This window comes from Nocardioides sp. Root190 (assembly GCF_001428565.1).
Lineage (GTDB): Bacteria > Actinomycetota > Actinomycetes > Propionibacteriales > Nocardioidaceae > Nocardioides.
Genome location: NZ_LMIA01000009.1, coordinates 178,333 through 200,655 on the forward strand (window position 1 = coordinate 178,333; position 22,323 = coordinate 200,655).

Annotated in this window: 18 protein-coding genes; 11 read left to right on the forward strand and 7 right to left on the reverse strand. The window is 71.4% G+C overall.

The features are described from left to right. The first annotated feature begins 5 nt into the window (after window positions 1–5). The 7 genes from ASE01_RS10580 (at window position 6) to ASE01_RS10610 (ending at window position 3,762) form a co-directional block, all read left to right on the forward strand. Entirely contained in the window at window positions 6–869 is an 864-nt protein-coding gene (locus tag ASE01_RS10580; protein ID WP_056750783.1) for a type II secretion system F family protein, read from the forward strand. Continuing rightward, complete coding sequence (locus ASE01_RS10585) at window positions 866–1,792, forward strand: type II secretion system F family protein (RefSeq protein ID WP_056750786.1); 927 nt, start codon at window positions 866–868, stop codon at window positions 1,790–1,792. Before ASE01_RS10580 ends, ASE01_RS10585 begins: the two co-directional genes overlap by 4 nt. Before the next feature lie 27 nt (window positions 1,793–1,819). Next, window positions 1,820–2,014 carry a hypothetical protein gene (locus ASE01_RS10590; protein WP_056750789.1) on the forward strand — a complete coding sequence of 65 codons (195 nt, stop codon included), beginning with the start codon at window positions 1,820–1,822 and terminating at the stop codon, window positions 2,012–2,014. After that, a complete protein-coding gene (locus ASE01_RS10595; protein WP_056750792.1) occupies window positions 2,011–2,406 on the forward strand; it encodes a TadE/TadG family type IV pilus assembly protein in 396 nt (131 codons plus the stop codon). The genes ASE01_RS10590 and ASE01_RS10595 overlap by 4 nt, the downstream gene beginning before the upstream one ends. Beyond that, entirely contained in the window at window positions 2,403–2,846 is a 444-nt protein-coding gene (locus tag ASE01_RS10600) for a hypothetical protein (protein WP_056750794.1), read from the forward strand. The genes ASE01_RS10595 and ASE01_RS10600 overlap by 4 nt, the downstream gene beginning before the upstream one ends. Continuing rightward, window positions 2,843–3,274, forward strand: a complete 432-nt coding sequence (locus ASE01_RS10605) for a pilus assembly protein TadG-related protein (protein WP_235535947.1) — start codon at window positions 2,843–2,845, stop codon at window positions 3,272–3,274. The genes ASE01_RS10600 and ASE01_RS10605 overlap by 4 nt, the downstream gene beginning before the upstream one ends. 65 nt (window positions 3,275–3,339) lie before the next feature. Then, window positions 3,340–3,762, forward strand: coding sequence for an SRPBCC family protein (locus ASE01_RS10610; RefSeq protein ID WP_056750800.1), 423 nt, complete (start codon window positions 3,340–3,342; stop codon window positions 3,760–3,762). Window positions 3,763–3,792: 30 nt separating this feature from the next. Here the strand turns inward: ASE01_RS10610 and ASE01_RS25420 are convergent, their stop codons facing one another. Both ASE01_RS25420 and ASE01_RS10620 read right to left on the reverse strand, forming a co-directional pair. Beyond that, window positions 3,793–5,007 (reverse strand): hypothetical protein, encoded by a 1,215-nt coding sequence (locus ASE01_RS25420; RefSeq protein WP_200958810.1) that lies wholly within the window; start codon window positions 5,005–5,007, stop codon window positions 3,793–3,795. After that, window positions 5,007–5,471 carry a hypothetical protein gene (locus ASE01_RS10620; protein ID WP_056750803.1) on the reverse strand — a complete coding sequence of 155 codons (465 nt, stop codon included), beginning with the start codon at window positions 5,469–5,471 and terminating at the stop codon, window positions 5,007–5,009. The genes ASE01_RS25420 and ASE01_RS10620 overlap by 1 nt, the downstream gene beginning before the upstream one ends. 129 nt (window positions 5,472–5,600) lie before the next feature. Between ASE01_RS10620 and ASE01_RS10625 the strand changes: the two genes are divergently transcribed. Both ASE01_RS10625 and ASE01_RS24970 read left to right on the forward strand, forming a co-directional pair. After that, window positions 5,601–6,191 carry a hypothetical protein gene (locus tag ASE01_RS10625; RefSeq protein ID WP_235535948.1) on the forward strand — a complete coding sequence of 197 codons (591 nt, stop codon included), beginning with the start codon at window positions 5,601–5,603 and terminating at the stop codon, window positions 6,189–6,191. A 154-nt stretch (window positions 6,192–6,345) separates the two neighbouring features. Then, on the forward strand, window positions 6,346–9,903 hold the full coding sequence (locus ASE01_RS24970; RefSeq protein WP_056750809.1) for a lamin tail domain-containing protein: 3,558 nt from the start codon (window positions 6,346–6,348) through the stop codon (window positions 9,901–9,903). A gap of 92 nt (window positions 9,904–9,995) precedes the next feature. On the opposite strand, the gene ASE01_RS10635 is transcribed toward ASE01_RS24970, so the two are convergent. Then, complete coding sequence (locus tag ASE01_RS10635; protein ID WP_056750812.1) at window positions 9,996–13,373, reverse strand: beta strand repeat-containing protein; 3,378 nt, start codon at window positions 13,371–13,373, stop codon at window positions 9,996–9,998. Window positions 13,374–13,399: 26 nt separating this feature from the next. Next, window positions 13,400–17,305 (reverse strand): Ig-like domain-containing protein, encoded by a 3,906-nt coding sequence (locus tag ASE01_RS10640; protein WP_056750816.1) that lies wholly within the window; start codon window positions 17,303–17,305, stop codon window positions 13,400–13,402. A gap of 194 nt (window positions 17,306–17,499) precedes the next feature. Here ASE01_RS10640 and prfB point away from each other — a divergent pair, with 194 nt between their 5' ends. Both prfB and ASE01_RS10650 read left to right on the forward strand, forming a co-directional pair. Continuing rightward, complete coding sequence (gene prfB, locus ASE01_RS10645; RefSeq protein WP_056750819.1) at window positions 17,500–18,618, forward strand: peptide chain release factor 2; 1,119 nt, start codon at window positions 17,500–17,502, stop codon at window positions 18,616–18,618. A gap of 30 nt (window positions 18,619–18,648) precedes the next feature. After that, window positions 18,649–19,635 carry a phosphatase PAP2 family protein gene (locus ASE01_RS10650; RefSeq protein WP_056750822.1) on the forward strand — a complete coding sequence of 329 codons (987 nt, stop codon included), beginning with the start codon at window positions 18,649–18,651 and terminating at the stop codon, window positions 19,633–19,635. Here the strand turns inward: ASE01_RS10650 and ASE01_RS10655 are convergent. The 3 genes from ASE01_RS10655 to ASE01_RS10665 form a co-directional block, all read right to left on the reverse strand. Continuing rightward, window positions 19,632–19,817, reverse strand: coding sequence for a hypothetical protein (locus tag ASE01_RS10655; protein WP_056750825.1), 186 nt, complete (start codon window positions 19,815–19,817; stop codon window positions 19,632–19,634). The two genes, ASE01_RS10650 and ASE01_RS10655, sit on opposite strands and share 4 nt — an antisense overlap. A gap of 52 nt (window positions 19,818–19,869) precedes the next feature. Then, window positions 19,870–21,606, reverse strand: coding sequence for a hypothetical protein (locus ASE01_RS10660; RefSeq protein ID WP_157537261.1), 1,737 nt, complete (start codon window positions 21,604–21,606; stop codon window positions 19,870–19,872). Window positions 21,607–21,673: 67 nt separating this feature from the next. Then, window positions 21,674–22,303 (reverse strand): hypothetical protein, encoded by a 630-nt coding sequence (locus tag ASE01_RS10665; protein WP_157537263.1) that lies wholly within the window; start codon window positions 22,301–22,303, stop codon window positions 21,674–21,676. Window positions 22,304–22,323: the final 20 nt, after the last annotated feature.

Sequence of the window (22,323 nt, forward strand, 5' to 3'; positions counted from 1 at the left end):
CGGCCGTGGGAGCGCTGATCGGCCTGGGCTTCGGCGTGGGGTGCCTGTTGATCTGGTCGGCGTTCCGCTCCCCGAGGGGTACGCCGACGCCGACGTCGGCCCGGGGGAGTGGGCGCACGACCGGCGACCTGTTGGCCGAGGCAGGGCTGCGTGAGGTGGCGCCCCGCTCCCTGGCCCTGCTGTGTGTCGGTGCGGCGCTGGCAGCAGCGGTGGTCGTCCTCGGTGTCACCCGGACTGTCCCGATCGCCGCGGTGTTCGGCGCTCTCGCTGGCTACTTGCCGATCGCGATCATCCGGGGCAGGGCCCGACGCCGCCAACGGGAGTTCGCGGAGGTGTGGCCCGAGGCGGTCGACGACCTGGCGTCGGCCGTCCGCGCCGGCATGTCGTTGCCTGATGCGGTCGCCGCGCTCGCGGTCCGCGGTCCCGATGCGCTGCGCCCGGCCTTCGACGCCTTCGCGCTGGACTACCAGGTCTCCGGTCGCTTCGGCGACTGCCTCGACCGGCTCAAGGACCGCTTGTCCGACCCCGTCGGCGACCGGGTGGTCGAGGGCCTGCGCATCGCCCGGGAGGTCGGCGGCGGCGAGCTCGGTCGACTGCTGCGCAACCTGTCCGGCTACCTCCGCGACGACCAGCGCACCCGCGCCGAGCTCGAGGCCCGCCAGTCCTGGGCAGTCAACGGCGCCCGGGTCGCGGCCGGTGCGCCGTGGGTGGTGCTGCTCGTGATGTCCACCCAGCGCGAGGTGATCGAGCGCTACCAGTCCGCTGCCGGGGCCGTCGTCCTCGTCGTCGGCGCGATCCTCTGCGTCCTCGCCTACCGCCTCATGATGCGGCTCGGCCGACTGCCGGTCGAGCGGCGGATCCTGCGATGAGTCCGGTGGTGTGGGGCGGCCTGCTGGGTCTGGGTACGGCGGCCGGGGTGGCGCTGGTCGTCGCCCGGATCCTTGCGATCCGCAGGCCTGACCTGGAGGCGCGCGTCCTCCCGTACGTCCGGGATCTCGCCACGGCGCAACGCCCGCCGCTGCCGCTCGCCCCCGCCACCACGCTCGTCGCCGTGTTCGGCCCGGCTCTGCGCCGAGGTGCTGAGGTGGTCGAGCGGGTCGTCGGGGGCGCACCCTCGGTACGCCGCCGCCTCGCCCGCGCGGGACTCGAGGTGAGCGTGCACGAGTTCCGTGTGCAGCAGGTGGTGTGGGGACTTGTCGGGTTCGGTGTGGCTGCGTCGTACGGACTGCTCCGGACCTGGACCCGACCGGGCAACCCGCTCCCGCTCCTTCTCGTGTGCGTCGGCGCCTTCGCCGTCGGCGTCCTCCTGCGCGACAACAGGCTGAGCGCGCAGGTCAAGGCGCGCGAGACGGCCATCGTCGCGGAGTTCCCGACCGTGGCCGAGCTGTTGGCCCTCAGCGTCGCCGCAGGGGAGGCCCCGGTCGCTGCGCTGGACCGCGTGGTCCGTCGCAGCGGAGGCGAGCTGTCCCGCGAGCTCGCCGAGGTGCTGGCCCGGATCCGAACCGGTGAGCCCGTCGCCGACGCGTTCGACCGGCTCGCCGCGACCACCGGTGTCGCCGTCGTGGCGCGCTTCGCCCATGGCGTCGCGGTGGCCGTGGAGCGGGGCACACCCCTCGCAGACGTGCTCCACGCCCAGGCTGCCGACGTGCGCGAGGCCGGCCGCCGCGCACTGATCGAACAGGCCTCACGCAAGGAGATCTTCATGATGATCCCGGTGGTCTTCCTGATCCTTCCGGTGACCGTCCTGTTCGCCTTCTGGCCCGGCTTCATCGGGCTCTCGCTCAGCTACTGACCTCGCACCTCTCGGGAAGGATCCACCGTGCACCACACCCCACCGCTCCAGCTCCTGCGCCTCGTCCTGCGTCGACGCCGAGCCCAGCGCGACGAGCGCGGCGACGTGCCGGGCTGGGTCCTGATCACCGTGATGACCATCTCGATCGGCGTCGGGTTGTGGGGTGTCGCGCAGCCGCAGCTGGTGTCGATCCTCCAGTCGGCGTTGAACTCGGTGAGGTGACCTCGCCGTCGCGGCGCCGGGACCAGCGCGGATCGGCGCTCGTCGACTTCACGTTGGTGCTCGTCGTGCTGCTGCCGATCGTGCTCGGCATCCTGCAGGTCGCGTTGGTGCTGCACGTCCGTACGACGCTCGCGGCCGCCGCCTCGGAGGGCGCCCGGCTGGCGGCCACCTCGGACCGGGGACCTGCGGAAGGCGTGGCCCGGACCCGCGCCCAGATCATCGACGCCGTCGGGGAGCGCTATGCACGCGAGGTCGTCGTACGACGGGTGAGTGTCGACGGGGCGCCGGGCGTGGAGATCACCGTGCACGCCGAGGTGCCGGCACTCGGGATCGGCGGTCCGTCGGTCGAGTTCACCGTCTCCGGGCGTGCCGTCGAGGAGAGGCCGCGATGAGTCGGCCGCGCGACGAGCGGGGCAGCGGGCTCGTCGAGATCGTCTGGATGAGCATCGTGCTGCTGCTCCCGTTGCTGTGGATCGTGCTCTCGGTGTTCGAGGTGCAGCGCGGCTCGTTCGGCGTCAGCGGCGCCGCCCGGGCCGCCGCCCGGGCCTATGCCCTCGCGCCCAGCGACGCCGCCGGCGAGAAGCGGGCGGCGGCGGTGGCGCGTCAGGCACTCGCGGACCAGGGCCTGGACGACGTGCCGGTGCGCGTCACGATCTCGTGCACGCCGCACCCGAACCGGTGCCACAGCGGCACCTCCGTCATCACCGTGCGCATCGACTCCGCCGTCACGCTCCCGCTGCTGCCCGACGTGCTCGGCAGCGGGACGCCGCGCTTCCGGCTCAGCGCCGACCACACGGTTCCGATCGGCCGCTACCAGGAGATCGACCGGTGAGGAGCCAGCGGGGGAGCTCGATGCCGCTGATCCTCGCCTTCATGGCGATCATCCTGCTGCTGGTCGCGGTCGTCGTCGACGCCAGCGCGGCCTACCTCGCCCGGCAGCGGCTCGACGAGCTCGCCGACGGCGCAGCCCTCCAGGGTGCCGATCTCGGCGCCCAGGGCAGCGATGCGTACGACGGCGGGCTGGCCGACGGGGACCTCGCGATCTCCCGCGCAGAGGCCGAGCAGGCAGTCCGGTCCTACCTCTGGGCCGTCGACGCCCACGCCGACCACCCCGGTCTGCGCGCAGTGGTCCGGGTCGACGGCGACCGGGTGGTCGTCGAGCTGGTCGCCCCTGTCGACCTGCCCCTGCGACTGCCGGGCGCGCCGGACAGCCCGACCGTGCGGTCCGTCGGATCCGCCGTCGTGGATCCCGCCGAGTAGGCCCGCGCATCGGTGCCACACTGTCTGCGCTGCCGATACCCGCGCTGCCGAACCGAGGAGATCCTGTGCGCGCCACCGCCACCACTGTCGTGAAGAAGCCCGTCGACCACGTCTGGTCGGTGCTCGCTGACCACGAGGGCATGTCCTCGTGGGGCCCCGGCGTCACGGTCACCCTCGACAAGGAAGGCGCCCCCGAGCGCAACGGTGTCGGCGCCGTACGCCGGATCTCCGCGCCGGGTCCGATGCCGGCGATCGTCGAGCTCGTCACGGCCTTCGAGCCGGGGGAGCGCCTCGGCTACAAGGCTGTCGGAGGGGTCCCGTTCCGCAACTACCACGGCGAGGTCCTGCTCAGCCCGGTCGCAGGCGGCACCCGCGTCGAGTACACCGTCTCGCTCGAGGTCCCCGTCATCGGGTTCATCGGCGTCGTTCCCTCGAACGCGATCGCCCACACGCTGCTGCGCCTGCTCGCGCGCGCCGCTGCGCGCTGACCGCACTCGCGGCGCTGACCTGCTGACTGGTCAGTCGAGCAGACCCGGAGCGGCGCCCTCGTCGTCGATCCAGTCCTGACCGTCGTCGAACAGGTCGCGGTCGCTGCCGTCCTCGCGGTCACGCTTCCTGCCGCCGCGTCCGCCGGTGCCGCCGCCTGCGGTGCCACGGCCGCCCTGGCCGCCGCGACCGCCACGGCCACCCGGGGTGCCCGCGACTCCTCGGCCACCACCACCGCCGGCGCCACGACCGCCGCCACCGCGGGAGACCGGGCTTCCGGGGGTCGCACCGGAGCGTCCCAGTGAGCCGGGTCCTCCTGCACGGGTCGAGGAGCCGATGGCGCCGGGGCTGGCGCCCAGGCCGCCGCGTGAGAGCAGACCGCGGACACCGTTGACCAGGCCGGGGCCGCCGAGCAGTCCGGCACCGGCGAGCCCGCCGATGACACCGGGGTTGATGCCGGGGCCGGTGGGACCGACCGGGCCGGTCGGTCCGACCGGGGTCGGGTCGACGGGGTCCACCGGGTCGACGGGGTCCACCGGGTCGACGGGGTCCACCGGGTCGATCGGGTCCACCGGGTCGATGGGGTCGATGGGATCGGTCGGGTCGACCGGGATGAGGTGCGGCGGACGGGGCGGGCGGCCGGTCCCCGTCGGCACCGGGCTCGGGCCCGGTCCGGTGGGACCGCCGGGACCGGGGTTCTGCGGTCCGGGAGAGTCCACCGGGCTCTCGATCCGGCCCAGGATCGTGACGGCCTCGTTGTAGTTCTCGATGAGCGCGCGGACCTTGGCCTGCGCGGCGGTGTCGGCATCACCGTAGGCAGTGACGCGGTTGTTGAAGTTCCTCATCTGGCCCGCATAGATCTTCAGCGCCGTGATCTCGTCACTCTCGTCACCGGTGGTGGACTTGATCTCGGGCTTGGCTCCGGGCTCGGGGGGCGCGTCCTTCGCGGCGGACTGGGCCTCGCGCATGGCGTCGATGACGTTGGTCAGGGCGCCGGCGGCGTCGTTCATCTCTTTACGGCGCTTCTTGATCTTCGTCGCGGCATCCTTGAACGCCGCCCGGGCAGCCAGGGCGATCTCGGTGTCGCCGAAGCCGTCCTTCATCCGGTCGCCCGCGCGGTCCAGGCGGTTGGCGACGTTCAGGAGCGCCTCGGCGTTGTCACTCCACGCGGTCTGCGAGGTCACCACGTCCTGGCGCGCCATGCCGGTCACGCGGTGCAACAGTTCGTTCAGGTGCTGGCCGGTCATCAGACGTCCGTCCCCTCGGGCTCGTTGGCGGCGTCGGGGAGGTTCCCGTCGGTGCTGGTCCAGCCCAGGTCGAGGTCCTCGGTCCGGACCAGGACGCTGTGGAGGCGGACCTCGGCGTCCTCGTCGGACTCGCGGATCAGGCGCTTCGCCTCCTGGATCGACTCGAGGAAGGTCTCGAGGTCGGTCATGACCTTTTCCAGGGACAGCACCACGACACCGTGGGCGCGGGCGTGCTCGGTGGCGAGGCTGTTCGCCTCGTTGCCCTGGCCGAAGGAGGCGGTCGCGATGTTGCCCTCCTGCTGGAAGGAGCTCTCGCGGATCACGGCGAGCTCCTCGGTGAGGGCCTTGATGGTCTTGTTGACCTCCTCCTCGACGATGGCGAGACCGGAGGCGCCACTCCCACCCTCGGCACCCGCGGCAGCGCCGAGGGCAACGGGGTCGAGCAGCTTGGTGAACTCGAACATGCGATCCGTCCTTCACGTTCCCGAGTAACAGGGGGCCAGCCAGTCGTTTCCCCCGTGAGGTGCGATCCCAAACTCATCGAATCGGCTTGCTAGCCTGACGACGCGTCATCGGGAGAAAGGGTACGTCGGATGTGGTCTCGGGTTCCTCGTCTGGTGCTGGCCTCAGTGGTGTCCGCCAGCCTCGCCACCAGCCTCGTCGCGTGCGGCGACGACGACCCGGCAACCGGTCCGTCCGACCCGTCGTCGAACGCCAGCACGGAGACCGGTGAACCGTCCGGCGACCCCGGCGAGCCGTCGGCCGAGCCCGCCACCGGACCAGAGCTCGAGTCGAACAACCTGCGGATGCGACTGTTCGCGAGTCCCGACTGGAACGTCCGCACCCTCGGCACCCTGATGGGCGCGTCCCTCGACAGCGACGACGGACTCTTCGAGGTCCGGGTCAGCGGCATTGCGACGACCTCGGAGGACCTCGAGCGGGACGCGGAGATCGCCGAGGAGAACGAGGCGATCGAGCGCACCAGCCCCCAGCGCGTCGCCAACCGGGTGATCCAGGGCGTCGAGCTCTTCGTCCTCGAGGGCGAGGACGACCGCTACCGCTCCGTCGTGCTCGGTGGCTTCCACAACGGCTACCAGGTCAACATCGACATCGACTTCCCGGCCGACTGGCCGGATGCGGACGCGTTGATCGAGTCGATGCTCGCCAGCGTCGAGTGGAAGTAGGCGGCGGCTCCGCCGCACCGAATACGACGGGGAGTCCCTCGGCGTTGGCCGCTGGTTCACCATCGGTTCGTTCGGGGTCGCGAGGGTGCAGAGCGTTCTGACCAGCCCCCGCCGGCGCTCGGGCCCGGCCGCACCCACCGAGGAACGCCTACCCGTGCGCATCCCACACCGCGGCACTCGTGCCGCCCTGGCCGCTCTTGTCGGCCTCGTCCCGATCTCCCTCGCCGTCCCGACCCTCGTCGCTGCGCCGGCCTCTGCCGCCGCGACCGACATCAAGGTCAACGAGATCATCACCAACAGCGCGACGTCCCCGGACTCGATCGAGCTCACGAACATCGGCGACCAGCCGGTCGACGTGTCCGGCTGGATCCTGAAGGACAACAACGACGCCCGTACCCTCGCGATCGCGGGAGGTACGACGATCGCGCCCGGTTCCTTCCTCGCCATCCCGGTCGACGGGGTGACCAACGGCTTCGGCCTCGGCAACGGTGACGCGGCGCGGGTCTTCCTCGCCGACGGCACGACGCTCGTCGACGCCCACACCTTCCCCAGCCACTCGGCTCCGTCGTGGTCGCGTTGCGCCGACGGGACCGGAGAGTTCGTGCAGGCCACGACCGAGACCCTCGGTGCGGCCAACGACTGCGGATCCGTCGACGACCTGGTCATCAACGAGGTGGAGTCCAACGGCGACACCGTCAACGGTGACTGGATCGAGATCGGCAACCCGACCGGCGTTGCGCTCGACGTCTCGGGCCTGGTCGTCAAGGACGACGACGACACGCATGCCGTGACGATCCCGGCCGCCACGACCGTCCCGGCCGGCGGCCTGGTCGCCGTGGTCACGGAGAACGCCGCCAAGACCGGTCCGGTCGGGGCCTTCGGCCTCGGCGGCGCGGACTCCGCGCGCCTCTTCCGGGCCGACGGCACCACGCTGATCGCCGAGCACACCTGGACGGCCCACGCCACGACGACGTACGGCCGCTGCCCCGACCTGGTCGGCGCCGTGGTCGCGACCGGCGAGGGCACGTTCGGTACGGCCAACGCCTGCCCGCTGCCGGCCGAGATCGACGCGGTCAACATCAACGAGGTCGAGTCCAACGGTGACACGACCGACTGGATCGAGCTGGTCAACACCGGCGCCGCTCCGGTCGACGTGTCGGGCTGGATCCTGCGCGACAACGACAACACCTCGGCAGCGACCGTCCCCGCCGCCACGACGCTCGCTGCCGGCGGCCACCTCGCCGTCGACACCGACGTCGCGACCGGCTCCACGGACTTCGGGCTCGGCGCAGCCGACCAGGCGCGCCTCTTCCTGCCGGACGGCGTGACGCTCGTCGACTCCCACCAGTGGGCAGCGCACGCGCTGACGACGTACGGCCGCTGCCCCGACGGGACGGGCGACTTCGCCCTCACCGAGGGTGGCACGAAGGGGGCAGCCAACGCCTGCGGCGGTGCCTCCGACCCGAACACGGTGAAGCTCAACGAGATCGAGTCCAACGGCGACGCCGTCGGGGACTGGGTCGAGATCACCAACACGGGCAACGCCCCGGTCAACATCTCCGGCTGGAAGCTCCGCGACTCCGCTGACGACCACCCGTTCGCGGTGGTCCCGGACAACACGATCCTGGCCGCGGGCGGCTTCCACTGGCTCTACACCGAGTTCCCGCCGCCGGGCTTCGGCCTCGGCGTCGACGACTCCGTCACCCTCTTCCGCGCCGACGGTACGACGGTCGTCGACTCCCACAGCTGGACCGGCGGCCACGCTGCGACCACCGACGGCCGTTGCGCCGACGGCACCGGCGAGTGGCAGACCACCACGGTGGCCACCAAGGGTGCGGCCAACGCGTGCAGCCCGATCCGGGTCAACGAGATCGAGTCGAACGACGCGGCCTCGGGGCCTGACTGGGTGGAGCTCGTCAACCTCTCCGACGCGCCGATCGACGTCGCCGGCTGGGTGATCAAGGACAGCACCGAGGTCGACCCGACCACCCTCCCGGCAGCGACCGTCGTACCGGCCAACGGCCACCTCGTCGTCACCGCGCTGGCGGCCGGTCTCGGCGGCACCGACGCGGTGCGGCTGTTCGACCCCAGCGCCAAGCTGATCGACTCGTCCAGCTGGGCGGCCCATGCCACCCAGACCCACGGTCGGTGCAAGGACGGTGTCGGCGCGTTCGTCGACAACGTCGCCCCCACCCCCGGTGCCGTCAACGACTGCCCCGGCCTCGACACCCAGGCCTGGCCGGGTTCGCAGTCCGTCACGGTCGCTGACCTGGCCGGCACCTTCAACCAGGACGCGAGCGGACTCGTCTTCGACCCGACCGACGCGAACACCGTCTGGGTCTCCCAGAACAAGGCCGGCACGCTGACGAAGCTGGTCAAGGACGGCGACACCTACGTCCCCGCCGCTGGCTGGGCGCCGGGTCGCAACCCGAAGTACAACGACGGCACCGGCTCCCCGGACTCCGAGGGCATCACCTTCGGCCCGGACGGTGCGGTCTACCTCGCGACCGAGCGCAACAACGAGGTCAGCGGCGTCAGCAAGAACGCGGTGCTGCGCTACGAGCCCGAGACGTCGATGAACGCGACCGACGAGTGGTCCCTCAACGCGATCCTGCCCAGCCTCGGCGCCAACCTCGGCCTCGAGGGCATCACCTGGATCCCGGACGGCCACCTCACCAGCGGCGGGCTGGTCGACCAGAGCACCAGTCAGGCCTACGACCCGACCGACTACCCGGACCACGGCACCGGCCTGTACGTCGTCGCCGTCGAGGGCACCGGTCTGCTGTACGTCGTGGCGCTCGACCAGACCAGCGCGGTCCAGGAGTCCGCTCACCTGATCGCGACCATCGACCCGCAGCTGAAGACCAATGCTGGTCCTCCCGGCGTCATGGACGTCGTGTGGGACCCGACGGCGGAGCAGCTCTGGGCGATCTGCGACGACAGCTGCGACGGTGTCTCGGTCACCCTGGCCCTCGAGTCCGGTGCCTTCGGCGTGACGGCGGCGTACGACCGTCCGGTCGGGATGCCGAACCTCAACAACGAGGGCTTCGCCCTCGCGCCGGAGTCGTCCTGCACCGAGGGCACCAGGACGGTCCTGTGGGCCGACGACGGTGACACCGACGGGCACTCGCTGCGGGCGGGCACCTTCCCGTGCGCCGAGGTCGTCGACCCGGCACCGGTCGTCAATGTCGCCGCGCCGAGGATCTCCGGCACGGCCAAGGTCGGCCTGACCCTCAGCGGTTCGGCAGGCACGTGGACGCCGACTCCGGCGACCACGTCCTACCAGTGGCTGGCCGACGGCAAGGCGATCTCGGGGGCGAGCGGCACCAGGTTCAAGGTCGCGCCGAGCATGGTCGGCAAGCGGATCAGCCTGCGGGTCAGCGTGACCGCGGACGGCTTCCTCGCGGCGCAGAAGACCTCGGCCGCCACGGCCAGGGTCGTGCGCGCCGCGTTCGCCGTCCGGTCCGGACCGCGGCTGACCGGCACCCCGCGGGTGGGCAAGGTCCTCGCTGTACGGGTCGGCACCGTCAGCCCGGCTCCGTCGGTGTCCTACGCGTGGTACGTCAACGGCCGCCGGATCGCTGCCAGCGGCCCGAAGCTGCGCGTCCTGCGCAGGTGGGCCGGTGACCGGATCGCCGTCAAGGTGACCTACACCCGCACCGGGTGGACCACCGCGACGCGCAACACCCAGACGGTGAAGATCCGCCGCTGACAGGCACCGACACGGTGGTGCCCACCGAACGCAACAGGCCCCGGTCGAATCGACCGGGGCCTGTTGCGTGCGTGGAACGGTGAGGGTGAGGCTCAGTCCTCAGGGTCCTCGTAGAGTCCGACGGCGACGGCAGGTGCGTAGCTGTCATTGCCGCCGAAGCGGACCTCGAAGCCCTGCAGCATCAGCGCGAACGTCCGCAGCGGCACGTCGCACTTGGCGTAGCCCGACGCGTTGGTGACCGCGGTGCACACCGACGTCACGTTGCCGTTGAGGACCGGTCCCGTCGTGAACACCAGCGCCTGCCCGACCAGCGGCTCGCCGTCGAGACCGGTGAGCGTGGCCTCCACCCGCGAGTAGTTGTCGATCGGGGCGTCGGCGACGTCGTGCGCGACCAGGGTGGCCTGGGCCCGCTCGACGACCTGGACCAGCACCGGGGAGGTGCTGGGGGAGTGGCTGGTGTCGCCGGAGTACGACGCGGTGATCTCGTGGCTGCCGGCCGCGAACCCCTCGACCTCGAGCGAGGCCGTGGTGGCGCCGTCCGCGGTCTCGAGGTCAGCACTGCCGAGGACGTCGTCGCCGGAGCTGAACGTCACCGTGCCGCTCGGGGCACCCAGTCCGGGCGACGCGTTGGCGACGGTCGAGGTCAGGGTGACCGTGCCGCCGTACGTCGACGGGTTGGCGTCCGAGTCGATGCCGGTGACGGTGTCCGAGGCGCCGATCGACTGGGTCGTCGTCGCCACGTGGCCCTCGAAGTTGAAGTTGCCGAGGTAGACCGCGCGGATCTCGTGCTGTCCGGGAGCCAGTGCCGCCGTGGAGAAGGAGGCGGTGCTGGTCACCGCGGCCGAGGCCGGGGTGAGGCTGACCGCTCCGAGCAGCGTCCCGCCCTTCCAGAACTGGACCACGCCCGTGGGCTTGCCGGTGGCCGGGGCCACCGCCTTGACCGTGGCGGTGAAGCTCACGGTCTGGCCGTGGGAAGCGCTCGGCGTCGCGGACTCGAGCGTCATCGACGTCGCGCCCTTCGTCACGTTCTGGCCGTTGCCCTGGTCGAGGACACCGGTGCTCGCGACGAAGCGGGCATCGCCGTTGTAGTTCGCGCCGATCCGGTAGGAGCCCGGGGACAGCGAGCTGAACGCGTTGCTGAGGGCCTCACCGTCGACGAGCGTCACCGGAGAACCCAGGTTCGCGCCGTTGACGGTGAACTGGACGGTTCCGGTGGGAGTGCCGACGCCGGGCGCGACGGGCGCGATCCGGGCCGTGAAGCGCACGCCCTGACCGGACTGCGACGGGTTGACCGAGGAGGTCAGCACGGCGGAGGTCTGCGCCCGCTGCACCTTCTGTGCGACCGACCCGTTGCTGCCGTTGAAGCTGTCGTCGCCGTCGTACGTCGCCTCGATGGCGTGCTGGCCGACCGCGAGGCTGTCCACCGTGATCGATGCGACGCCGCCGGTGCTGGAGCTGACCGGGGCCGACCCGAGCACCGTGGTGCCGTTGGTGAAGGTCACCGTGCCCGACGGGGAACCCGCGCCGGGAGCGATCACGCCGACGGTCGCCGTGAAGGTCACCGGCTGGCCCGTGACCGACACCGGCGAGGAGCTGGTGACGGTCGTCTTCGTCGCGGCCTTGTTCACCGTGTGGTTGGCCACGGTGGAGGTGCTGGTGACGAAGTTCGGGTCGGCGCTGAGGTAGCGCGCCTTGACCTGGTGCGAGCCCCGGACCAGCGTGCTCGTGACGAGCTCCGCCGAACCGTTCTCGAGCTCGACGAACGCGCTCGACTCACCGTCGATCTCGAACTGGACGAAGCCGACCGGCGAACCCGTGGCGGGGCTGACCGGGGTCACCGTCGCGGTGACGGTGACCGGCTGGCCGACCACGGACGGGTTCGGCGAGCTGCTCACCGTCGTCGTCGTCTGGGCGGCGGAGACCTCCTGCCCGAGGGTGTCCGAGGCGCCGGCGAACCGGGTGTCGCCCTCGTAGTTGGCGGTGATGACGTGGTCGCCCGCGTCGAGACCGGTCGCCGGGGAGACCGCGGTGCCGTTGTTGAGCGGCACCGGGGCACCGATCGGGTCACCATCGGCCGAGAACTGGACCGTGCCGGTGGGCTCACCGGCGCCGGCGCCGACGACGTCGACCTCGGCGGTGAAGGTGAGGGGCTCGCCGGCGACGGCGTCCGGGTTGGAGGTGGACAGTGCGACCGTGGTGTCCGCGCGGTTCACGCCGTGGGTGATCGCCGCCGAGTTGCTCGCCGCGAAGTCACCGTTGCCGTTGTACGTCGCCACGACGTCGTGGTTGCCGGGCGAGAGGTTGCTGATGGTGAGGTCGGCGTGGTCGCCGTCGAGCGCGACGGCGGTGCCGTACGGCTCGCCGTCGATCGTGAACTGGACCGCACCGCCGGGGTTGCCGACGCCCGGTGCCACCACATCGACGGTGGCGGTGAAGGTGACCGCCTCGCCGCTCACGGTCGGGGAGCCGCTGCTGGTGAGCACGGTCGAGGTCGGAGCCTTGCCGACACTCAGCTGAGCGGTGTTCGCGTTGCTGGTGAGCAGGTTGCCGTCGCCGCTGTAGCGCGCACCGATGGCGTGGTTGCCGGTGCTCAGCGAGTCGATCGACGACGAGGTGGCCAAGCCGTTGACGACACCCACGGGAGCGCCGTGGTCGTTGCCGTCGATGGTGAACTGCACGGTCCCGGTCGGGTCACTGGTGCCGTTGACCCGGGTGACCTGGGCGGTGAAGGAGACGGCCTCGCCGTGGACGACCGGAGCCGGCTGGAGCACGGTCGTCGTCGACGGGTTCTTCTGCACGGTGAACTCGGTCGTGGTGCTCGAGGCACGGTAGAAGGTCGTCTGGGCGAAGGCTGCCGTCACCGTGGTGGTGCGCGGCGGGCCCGACACGGGCAGCGAGGCGGTGGCCACGCCGTTGCCGTTGGTCGTCGCGCTGACCGTGGCACCCCCGGCGAGCGTGAAGCTCACCGAGCGGTTGGGCAGTACGGAGGCGGCGAGGTTCGGGTCAGTGAGCGTGGCGCTCACCGTGACCGACGTGTTCTGCGCACCCTCCGTGGCACCCGAGTACGCGAGCTGGGTGATGTTGTCGATCGTGACCGACCGGTTGGTGGTGGTGGTGCTGTTCGTGCAGTACAGGAACCCGGAGCGCTTCCGCTCGATCGCCCGGGCCGTGTAGGCGCCGTTGGTGTAGGCGTGGGTGTCGAAGGTGACGGTCTTGGCGCCCGTCCCTCCCTGCACGCTCTCGAACACCACGGTCCCACCGCTGTTGATCAGCTGCAGGGTGGTCTGCGGACCGCTGCCGGCGAGGCAGGCGGTGCCGTCGGAGGCGCCACCGGCGGAGATGGTGGCGTTGCCGCGGAGCACGGCGTTGGCGGCGGGGCCGGTGATGTCGGCCGCGGCCGACGACGCCAGCAGGACGGGGAGGCCGAGGGCCACCGCGAGCGCCGCGATGGCGGCGATCAGTCTGCGCACGAGAGTTCCTTTCATCATGACCGGACTCACTTGAGGATGGCGCCGCGCGCCGTGGAGGAGAGGTGGTTGGCGTCCCCGAGGAAGGTGGCCGTGTAGCCGCCGTTCAGGATCAGCGCCAGGAGCTGCGTGGCGCCGTTGCACGACGCCGTCCCGGAGCCGTTGGTCGCCGTCGTGCAGACGACCTTCGTGCCGACCTTGAACTCGACCGGAACACCCGCGAGCGGTCCGCCGCCGGACGTGACCGTCGCGCGGAGGAGTCCGAGCGGGAGGCCCAGGGGCGTCAGCGACACGACGGCCGCATCTGCCTTGACGGCCGTGGCCCGCTTGGCGACGGTGATGCTGCCGTTGGCGGAGCTGCTGCCGTCCCAGATCGGGTTGCCGGCGTACACGGCGCGGAGCTGGTAGGTCCCCGCGGGGAGCGCAGCCGTCTCGAGCGTCGCGGTGCTGGACAGCCCGTCACTCGGCCCGATGGGCAGGAGCAGCGGCACGCTGCCGATCTCGGCACCGTTCGCCAGGAACCGCACGGCACCCGTCGGCGCGCCGTGGCTGCCGTTGGCGGAGGTGACCTTCGCCGTCAGGCGCAGGGTCTCGCCGTAGGTGACGGTGGTGGGCGAGATGGTGAGGGTGGTGGTGGTCGCCACCCTCGCCACCGACTGCGCCAGCTCGGCGAGCTCGGGCTGGAAGTGCAGGTCGCCGGAGTAGAGCGCGGTGACGGTGTGGTCACCGGGCGCCAGGTCGTCGAGCACTGCGCTGGAGGCCGAGCCGTCGACCAGCTCGACGGCATCGCCGACGGGCTGACCGTCGACCGAGAACTGCACGAACCCGGTCGGCGTCCCGGTGCCCAGGACCTGCGAGGTGACGTCGACGGAGAACCGCACGTCCTCGCCGACCTCGGCGTCGGGGTTCGACGAGCTCAGCTCGACGTCGACGCCGGCCGCTGCGACGGTCTGCGTCAGCAGGTCACCGCTGCCGGAGAAGCCGGGCTGCGGGGTGAAGGCCGCGATCACGAGGTGGTCGCCGGGGTCGGGGGACGCGAGGGTCGCGCTCTCCGCCACGCCGTCACCGTTCACGGCCACCGGGTCACCGAAGTCCGACCCGTCGACGGAGAACTGGACCGTGCCGTTCGGCGCGCTCCCGTCCCCGGTCTCGACCTCGGCCGTGAAGGTGATCAGCTCGCCGTACGTCGAGGGGTTCGTGCTCGAGGACAGCACGGTCGACGTCTCGATGACCGCCGTCCCCTCGATCACGGTGTGGCTGACCGACTCGGACTGGCTGGAGCGGTAGTCGGCGTCGCCGGCGTAGCGGGCGCTCAGCTGGTAGCCGCCCGGCGCGAGGTCGGAGACGTCCAGCGTCGCAGTGCTGCCGGGGCCGGTGCCGCCGAGCGGCGAGGAGCCGATCACGTCGGTGCCGGCGTAGAAGGTCACCGTGCCGGTCGGGGAACCCGAGCCGGGGCTGACCGCAGCCACGCTCGCCGTCAGGCGGACCTCCTGGTCCTGCAGGGACGGCGTCGGGTTCGCCACCAGCGCGATGCTGGTGTCGGCCTGGGTGACGTCCTGCTCGACCTGGTCGGAGCCGGTCAGGTAGCGCGCGCTGCCCGAGTACGACGCCGCAAGGGTGTGCGCACCGGTGGTCAGCGAGGTGAGCGGAGCGAAGGTGGCCGAGCCGTTGGTGAGGGCGACCGGAGCACCGCTCGGGTTGCCGTCGACCAGCAGCTGGACCGTTCCGTCGGGCGTTCCGCCGCCGGGGGCCTCGGCGGCCACGACGACCGTCAGGCCGACGGCTTCACCGGTGACCGTGCTGGCGTCGGTTGCGGAGAGCTCCACGTCGACCGCGGCCTTGCTGACGGCCACGCCGCGCGGGGAGGCCGAGCTCGGACCGAAGACGTCGTCGCCGGAGTAGGTGGCGACGACCGGGTTGTTGCCGACCGCGAGGGTGTCCACGGACACCTCCGCGGAGCCGTCGGCGGCCAGGCCGGAGCGGCCGACCTCGTCGCCGTTGACGGTGAAGACGACCTCGCCGGTGGGCGTTCCGGTCGCGGTGGTGACCGTCGCGCCGAGCAGGACCGCCTGTCCGTAGACGGTGGTGGTCGGGCTCGCCGTCGACGTGGTGGTGGTCGCCTTGAGCGGCTCGCGGACCCGGAAGGTCACCGCGGCCGAGGTGCTGCCGGCGTGGTCGCTGGTGCCGGAGTAGACCGCGACGACGAGGTGGTCGCCGAGGCCGAGCGTCGAGAGCGCCGGGCTCGTGGCGGAGCCGCCGGTGAGCGCGATCGCGGGACCGAAGTCGGAACCGTCGACCTTGAACTGGACCGAGCCGCCCGGGGTCGCGCCGTGCGTCGGGGTGACCGAGGCGGTGAAGCGGACCGGGTCACCGACGGTGACGACGGCGGGGTCGGCGACCACGGTGGTGGACGTCGCGACCGTGCCGACGGTGAAGGCGGTGGAGGTCGAGGCGGCCTCCAGGCCGGCGTCGCCGGCGTACGACGCCGTGATGGTCGCGCTGCGCGGCGGACCGGCGGCGGCGATGGTGGTCTCGGCGACACCTGCGGCGTTGGTCGTCGCGGTGGTGGTGGCACCACCGGACAACGCGAAGGTGATCGTCCTGTTGGCGACGCTCTCACCGGTCAGGTCGACGAGCTTGGCCGACACGGTGGCGTTCGTGCCCTGCGGGGTGCTCGTGTCACCGGTGTAGGTGATGGTCGAGCAGTTCTTCGGCGTGACGACGACGGTCGAGGTGCTGGAGGCGCCACCGGCGGTGGTCACGATGCCCCAGCTGCCGCGGATCCCGGAGCGCTGGTAGCCGTCGGCCTCGGCAGGTGCCTGCAGGGTGGCGGTGTAGTTGCCACCGGCGGTGGTGGTCGTCGTGGTCGTGGACGTCGCGCCCGCGGTGAGCGGCGACCTGTCCAGGGCGACGGTGACCGGGACGCCAGCCGTGCCGCTGCTGAGCTTGCCGGCGATGGAGATGTCACCGCCGGCGCAGGTCAGCGACGGAGTGACGGTGCTGGTCAGGGTGGTGGCAGGCGTCGGCGTGCTCGCCGACGACAGCTTCTGGTCGAGGGTCAGTGACCCGCCGTCGAGCGGGATCTCGAGCAGCAGACGCGCGGCGTTGCGGTGGTTCGGGGAGTACCACATCGTCGTACGGGTCTGGCCGTCCGCGCTCTGCGTCAGGGCGCGGCGGGTGCTGATGGTGCCAGCCGGGACGACGAGGTTCTCGTTCGCGACGGTCGTGGTGCCGTCGAACTCGAGAAGACCGGCGAAGTCCGAGGCACCGGTGCCGCCGAGCGAGCCGGCGTCATAGGTGAAGCCGCCGGTGTAGTCGACGTCGACGTCGTTGGTCCAGGAGTTGCCGGCCTCGGTCGGGAACTGGAGCAGGCGCCATCCGCGCTGCGGGTCCATCGACAGGCTGATGTTGGCGGTGATGTTCGTGGAGATGATCGAGACCTGCGCCTTGGCGGTCAGCGCCTGCGACTGGGTCTCCTTCAGCAGCGCGAAGTCCGAGCGACGCATGTAGCGCGTGCCGCTGACGGTGCCACCGAAGTTCGACAGCGTCGCGTTGCCGACGCCGTCGACGGCGACCGAGCCGCCTCCGCCGGTGATCGTGCCGGTGAGGTTCAGCTTGTAGGCCGGCTGTCCCTGGTAGTTCTCCACCCCCGCGACGGTGTAGGTGACGTTCTCGTTGATCGACACGTTGGTGCCGTCGGCCGAGTAGTTGAAGACCGTGGCGTAGGTCCAGGACCACCCGGTGCTCAGGGTGGGGACCTCGTCGCCGGAGGCCTGGGCCGCGCGAGCAGGTGTGGCGCCGGAGGCGACGAGCGTCGCGACGATGGTCGCGAGAACGCTCAGCCAGGCCATGCGGCGACGGAACTCGCGCGCGGCGCGGGTCGCCCGGTGGCGGTGGTGGGTGGGCAGGGGGTGGTCGTTCGGCGCAGGGAGCATGCGTCATCCGTCCCGTCAGTGGTCGGATGCCACCCGAGAGAAATGGGCGGGGGAGCCCATGTGGCGGAGGGAGTCAGCGGGAGTCAAGCAGACTGTGAAGAAGACCACACCAAGATTTCATGAATTGGGTTCACTTTTTTCCGATGGACCCGCGGTTGGTCGCCCGGTGGTAGGTGGACGTAGCCTTGCTCCTTGTGGCTGGACCCGATTACGACGCCGAGATCAAGCAGCTGACTGCGACGATGCACACCATCGAGCAGGTCCTGGACCTGGAAGCGATGGAGCGCGAGATCGTCGAGCTCGGTGAGCAGGTCGCTGCCCCCGACCTGTGGGACGACCAGGCCAACGCCACCAAGGTCACCGGACGTCTGTCCGGTCTCCAGGGGCAGGTCGACCGGTTCCGCCAGCTGCACCAGCGCATCGACGACCTCGCGGTCCTCGCCGAGCTCGCCGCCGAGGAGAGTGACGCCGACGTCCTCGCCGAGGCCGACGCCGAGCTGGCGCGGGTCAAGAAGTCGGTCGAGGGCCTCGAGGTCCGCACCCTGCTGTCGGGGGAGTACGACGAGCGCGAGGCCATCGTCTCCATCCGCGCCGGCGCGGGCGGCGTCGACGCCGCGGACTTCGCCCTGACCCTGATGCGGATGTACACCCGCTGGGCCGAGCGCAACAAGTACCCCGTCGAGGTCTTCGACGTCTCCTACGCCGAGGAGGCCGGCATCAAGTCGGCCGAGTTCGCGATCCACGCGCCGTACGCCTACGGCACGCTGTCGGTCGACTCCGGAACCCACCGCCTGGTCCGGATCAGCCCCTTCGACAACCAGGGCCGCCGCCAGACCTCCTTCGCCGCGGTCGAGGTCATCCCGGTGCTGGAGCAGACCGACGAGATCGACGTCGACGAGAACGACCTGCGGGTCGACGTCTTCCGCTCGGGCGGTCCCGGTGGCCAGTCGGTCAACACCACCGACTCCGCCGTCCGGCTGACGCACCTGCCCACGGGCGTGGTGGTCTCGTGCCAGAACGAGAAGTCGCAGCTGCAGAACAAGGCCTCGGCGATGGTGGTCCTGAAGGCCAAGCTCCTCGCGCTGAAGAAGGCCGAGGAGGCCGCGCTCAAGAAGGACCTGAAGGGCGACGTGCAGGCGAGCTGGGGCGACCAGATGCGCAACTACGTCCTCAACCCGTACCAGATCGTCAAGGACCTCCGCACCGGCTACGAGGTCGGCAACCCGCAGGCGGTCTTCGACGGCGACATCGACGGGTTCCTGGAGGCCGGCATCCGCTGGCGCCGGGGAGCGGACAAGGCCGACGGCAACTAGGGAGCTACCCTTCGGTCCCGTGAGGTCGTCATGACGGGTGGTGAGGCGGAGGTCGCCCGGGCAGAGGTGCGCTCGATCGACCTGGCGCGCGTCGCTGGAGTCGTGGCCTTCGTGGTCGCTCTGGTCGCCTACATGCAGACCAACGGCCTGCCGCGGCAGGGCTACCAGGTCGTGATCATCCTCTGGCTCGCGACGGTCGCCTGGGACGTGCGGCGTCCGGTCAAGGAGCACCTGGCGTTCCTCCGGGACTGGTGGCCGCCGTTCGCCGTCCTGCTGCTCTACCTCTACAGCCGCGGCGTCTCGGACAACCTCGGGATCCTCAGCGTGAGCTTCACCTGGCCGATCGAGGCAGACCGCTGGCTGTTCGGCGGCATCCTGCCGACCGAGTGGCTCCAGGCGCACCTGTGCGGGGTGCCGTGCCGGCAGTCCCTGGCGCCGCGCTGGTACGACGTCGTGCTGACCACCGTCTACTACACCCACTTCTTCGCCGCCCTCGCCATCGGCGCGGTGCTGTGGAAGCGCAACCGCCCTGCGTGGATCGGTTACATGCGGCGCTACCTGGCGATCATGCTGCTCTCGGTCGCCGGCTACATCCTCTACCCGATGGCACCGCCGTGGATGGCCGCGCGTGACGGCTACCTGACCAACGACGTCGCCCGGATCACCGGACGGGGCTGGTTCGACCTGACGGCGTCATCCCGCTCGGTGACCCCGACCGTCCAGACGACGACGCAGCAGGACCTCTCCTCCATCGGCAACCAGGTCGCAGCGATGCCGTCACTGCACTCGGCCCTCGCGATCTTCATCGCCTGGTGGGTCGTGTCGCACTTCCGGAGCCGCTGGCGCTGGTCGGTCCTGCTCTACCCCGCCAGCATGCTGTTCGCGTTGGTCTACTACGCCGAGCACTACGTCGTGGACGAGATCGCCGGCGGTCTGCTGGTGGTGGTCGTGATGGCCTGCTGGGCGTGGTGGGACCGTCGCAGGACGACGAGGGCGACCCCGGACGACGTGCGCTAGTCCCGCTCCAGCTCCGCCGCGTCGAAGACGACCTCGGCCACCGAGAACGCCACGACGGCCGCGATCGCGGCGACCGACTCGCCCGTCACGAACAGCACGACCGCGATGGTGACGGCGCCGCTGCGCCATGCCCAGCGGGGGAGCGTGAAGCGTCCCTCGGTGTCGTCGAGCCCCTTTTGCACAAAGACAGTAAACTCGATCGACTTAGATAGGTAAAGCCTTCGTGATCGTCGCTCAGCGGGGTGAGGTCCGTGCCGACGCCCTGCTGGGCGCGCTCCAGCCGATCCGGTTGCGGGCCTTGACCCGCACCGCCCAGCGCCCGCGCGGCAGGGTGAGCTCGAGGCGCCGCGCCGTCGAGCCGAGCACCCGCGAGGTGACGGTGGCCACGACACGGCCCGTCGAGCTGAACCGGTGGGCCACCACGACGTAGCCGTTGATCGTCGCGCCGCCCGTCGAGGACGGCGGGCTCCAGCGTGCGACCAGGGTGCGCCGGCCCCCGCGGGTGCCGGGGGAGACCCGCGGCGGGGCGGGGGTCCCCGGCCGGGTCACGGGCGGCGGTACGACGACCGGCGGGGTCACGACGGGCGGGTCGACGGGCGGGTCGACGGGCGGGTCGACGGGCGGGTCGACGGGCGGGTCGACGGGTGGCTCTGCGGCGCCCGGGCAACCCGTGACGGCGAGGTGGTAGCTCCCGAGGCTGGCGTAGTCGTCGTACCCACCGCTGGACCAGCCGGAGGTGCCGCCGGCACCCGACCCGACACCCGAGACCACGACGTGGAACGGGCCGCCCGTCAGGGGGAGTGAGAGGGAGGCGCCGAGACCGCTGGTGCCGGAGGAGGTGCGGGTGGTGGCCGGTGCCGACGACGCGAGCAGGGCGCCCGAGGCGGTGCGGACCTCGAGTCCGACGTCGAGGTTCGGTCCGAGGGCGGTCGGCGTGGCCTGGGCGGTGACGGTGCCCGAGCAGCCGCTGACGCTGACCCAGTCCTCGTCGGCCGTGCTGCTGACGACGCCGTTGCCCCCGGGCAGCGTGGAGAGGTCGACGGCCGTCGCGGGCGTGTTCCCTGCTTCGTCGGATCGCAGGGGCAGGCCGTGGGACTGCGCCACGGAGAGGTCGTCCTGCTGGTTGTTCGCGCCGGCGTAGGACCCGCGTGACCACTGGCTGACGCTCGCCGAGTAGGGACTTCCCATGATCGGGCCCCAGAGGGACGTGCCGCTGTAGTAGCCCGACGTCGAGGTGCCGTCGTGCTGGAGGCCGAGGTTGTGGCCCGCCTCGTGCGAACCCGCCTCGGCCATGCTCTTGGCCCGGTTGCCCAGCGCGCTCGGGAAGACCCAGGCGGGGCTGCGCGTCTCGCCGCTGGTCACGGTGGAGAAGGTCCCGATCCACGCGACGCCGCCGCAGTTGCCGCCGCACAGGCCGTCCTGCACGCCGCTCCCGGACGTGAAGGCCACCCGGGCGCCGTACCTCGTGTCGCCCGAACCGGAGCGCCACAGGTCGCCGGAGGCGGGCTCCTGGGTCGTGACGTCGATGTCGAAGGGCGCGAAGTCCTCGGCCATCCGGGCCCACACCTCGATCACGACGGCGCGCTCGGCGTCGGAGAAGGAGGTCGATCCGTCCATGGTCCAGCCCGGGAACAGCAGGCTGGTCAGCCCGTTGAGCAGCCAGGAGTTCGAGGAGAGGAGGGTCCCGCCGTTGAAGTCGAGGTAGAGCGTGCGAGGTGCGCCGGCCCGGCTGTGCAGGGAGAACGCCTCGCCCGGGCCGTACGACGCCAGTGCGGTCGCCGACGCGACCGTCGCCGCCGACGTCGTGCTGGCCGTCTCGGGTGGCGCCGTCCAGTGGTCGCGCACGAAGGTGATCGGTTCGTCGGCGGGAGCCGCTCCGGTGTCCTCGGCGGCAGCAGGGAGCGCGAGTCCGGCGACTCCCACCACCAGGACCGTCAGGCCCAGCAGGCCCCCACGCAGCGACTGCAGCATGAACGCCTGATCGGCACCGGCGGCATCCAATTGAGGCGGGACCCGGTCCCGATCCTCGGGGGCTCGATCAGGAGGGCAGGACGGAGGCCGCCTCGGCGACCGCCACGCACCAACGGCCCGCGCGGGCTGCTGCGTCCTGGCCCGCCTCGGCGGCGGGCAGGGTGAGGCTGCAGGCGAGCCAGGCGTCACCGAACAGGCCCCGGTAGGAGACGGTGACGAGGTCCCCCGTCGCGCAGGTCAGGGCGAGCGAGGGCGCACCGTAGGCCGGCGCCCCGGTCTCGGTCGTGCAGCCCTCGATCTGTGAGGCCGTCACCAGCTGCTCGGCGCGGGCGGTGGTCACCGGGGGAGCGAAGACCCACGCGCGGGCGTTGCCCACCGTCGGTCCGGCGTTGAACAGGCAGCCGTACTCGTGGGCCACGTCGCCGCTCGGCAGTGCCTCGGACTCCTCGCCGTTCCCGTAGGCCGTGGGCTCCGCCTCGACGCCGAGTGCGGCAGACACCGCCTGGGCAGGCACCAGCTCGCAGAAGGGTGCGCGCTGCACGACCGCTGCCGTGGTGTCGAAGTCCGCGAGGTCGGTGCCTTCGTAGGCGGCGACCTCCCGCGTCGGCGTACGGTCCTCGGACACCGCCACGCCGATGCCCACCGGCACCAGCGTCAGGAGCGCTGAGAGAGCCAGCGCACGCGGGACCGTCGACACGTCCGTCACCTTAGATCACG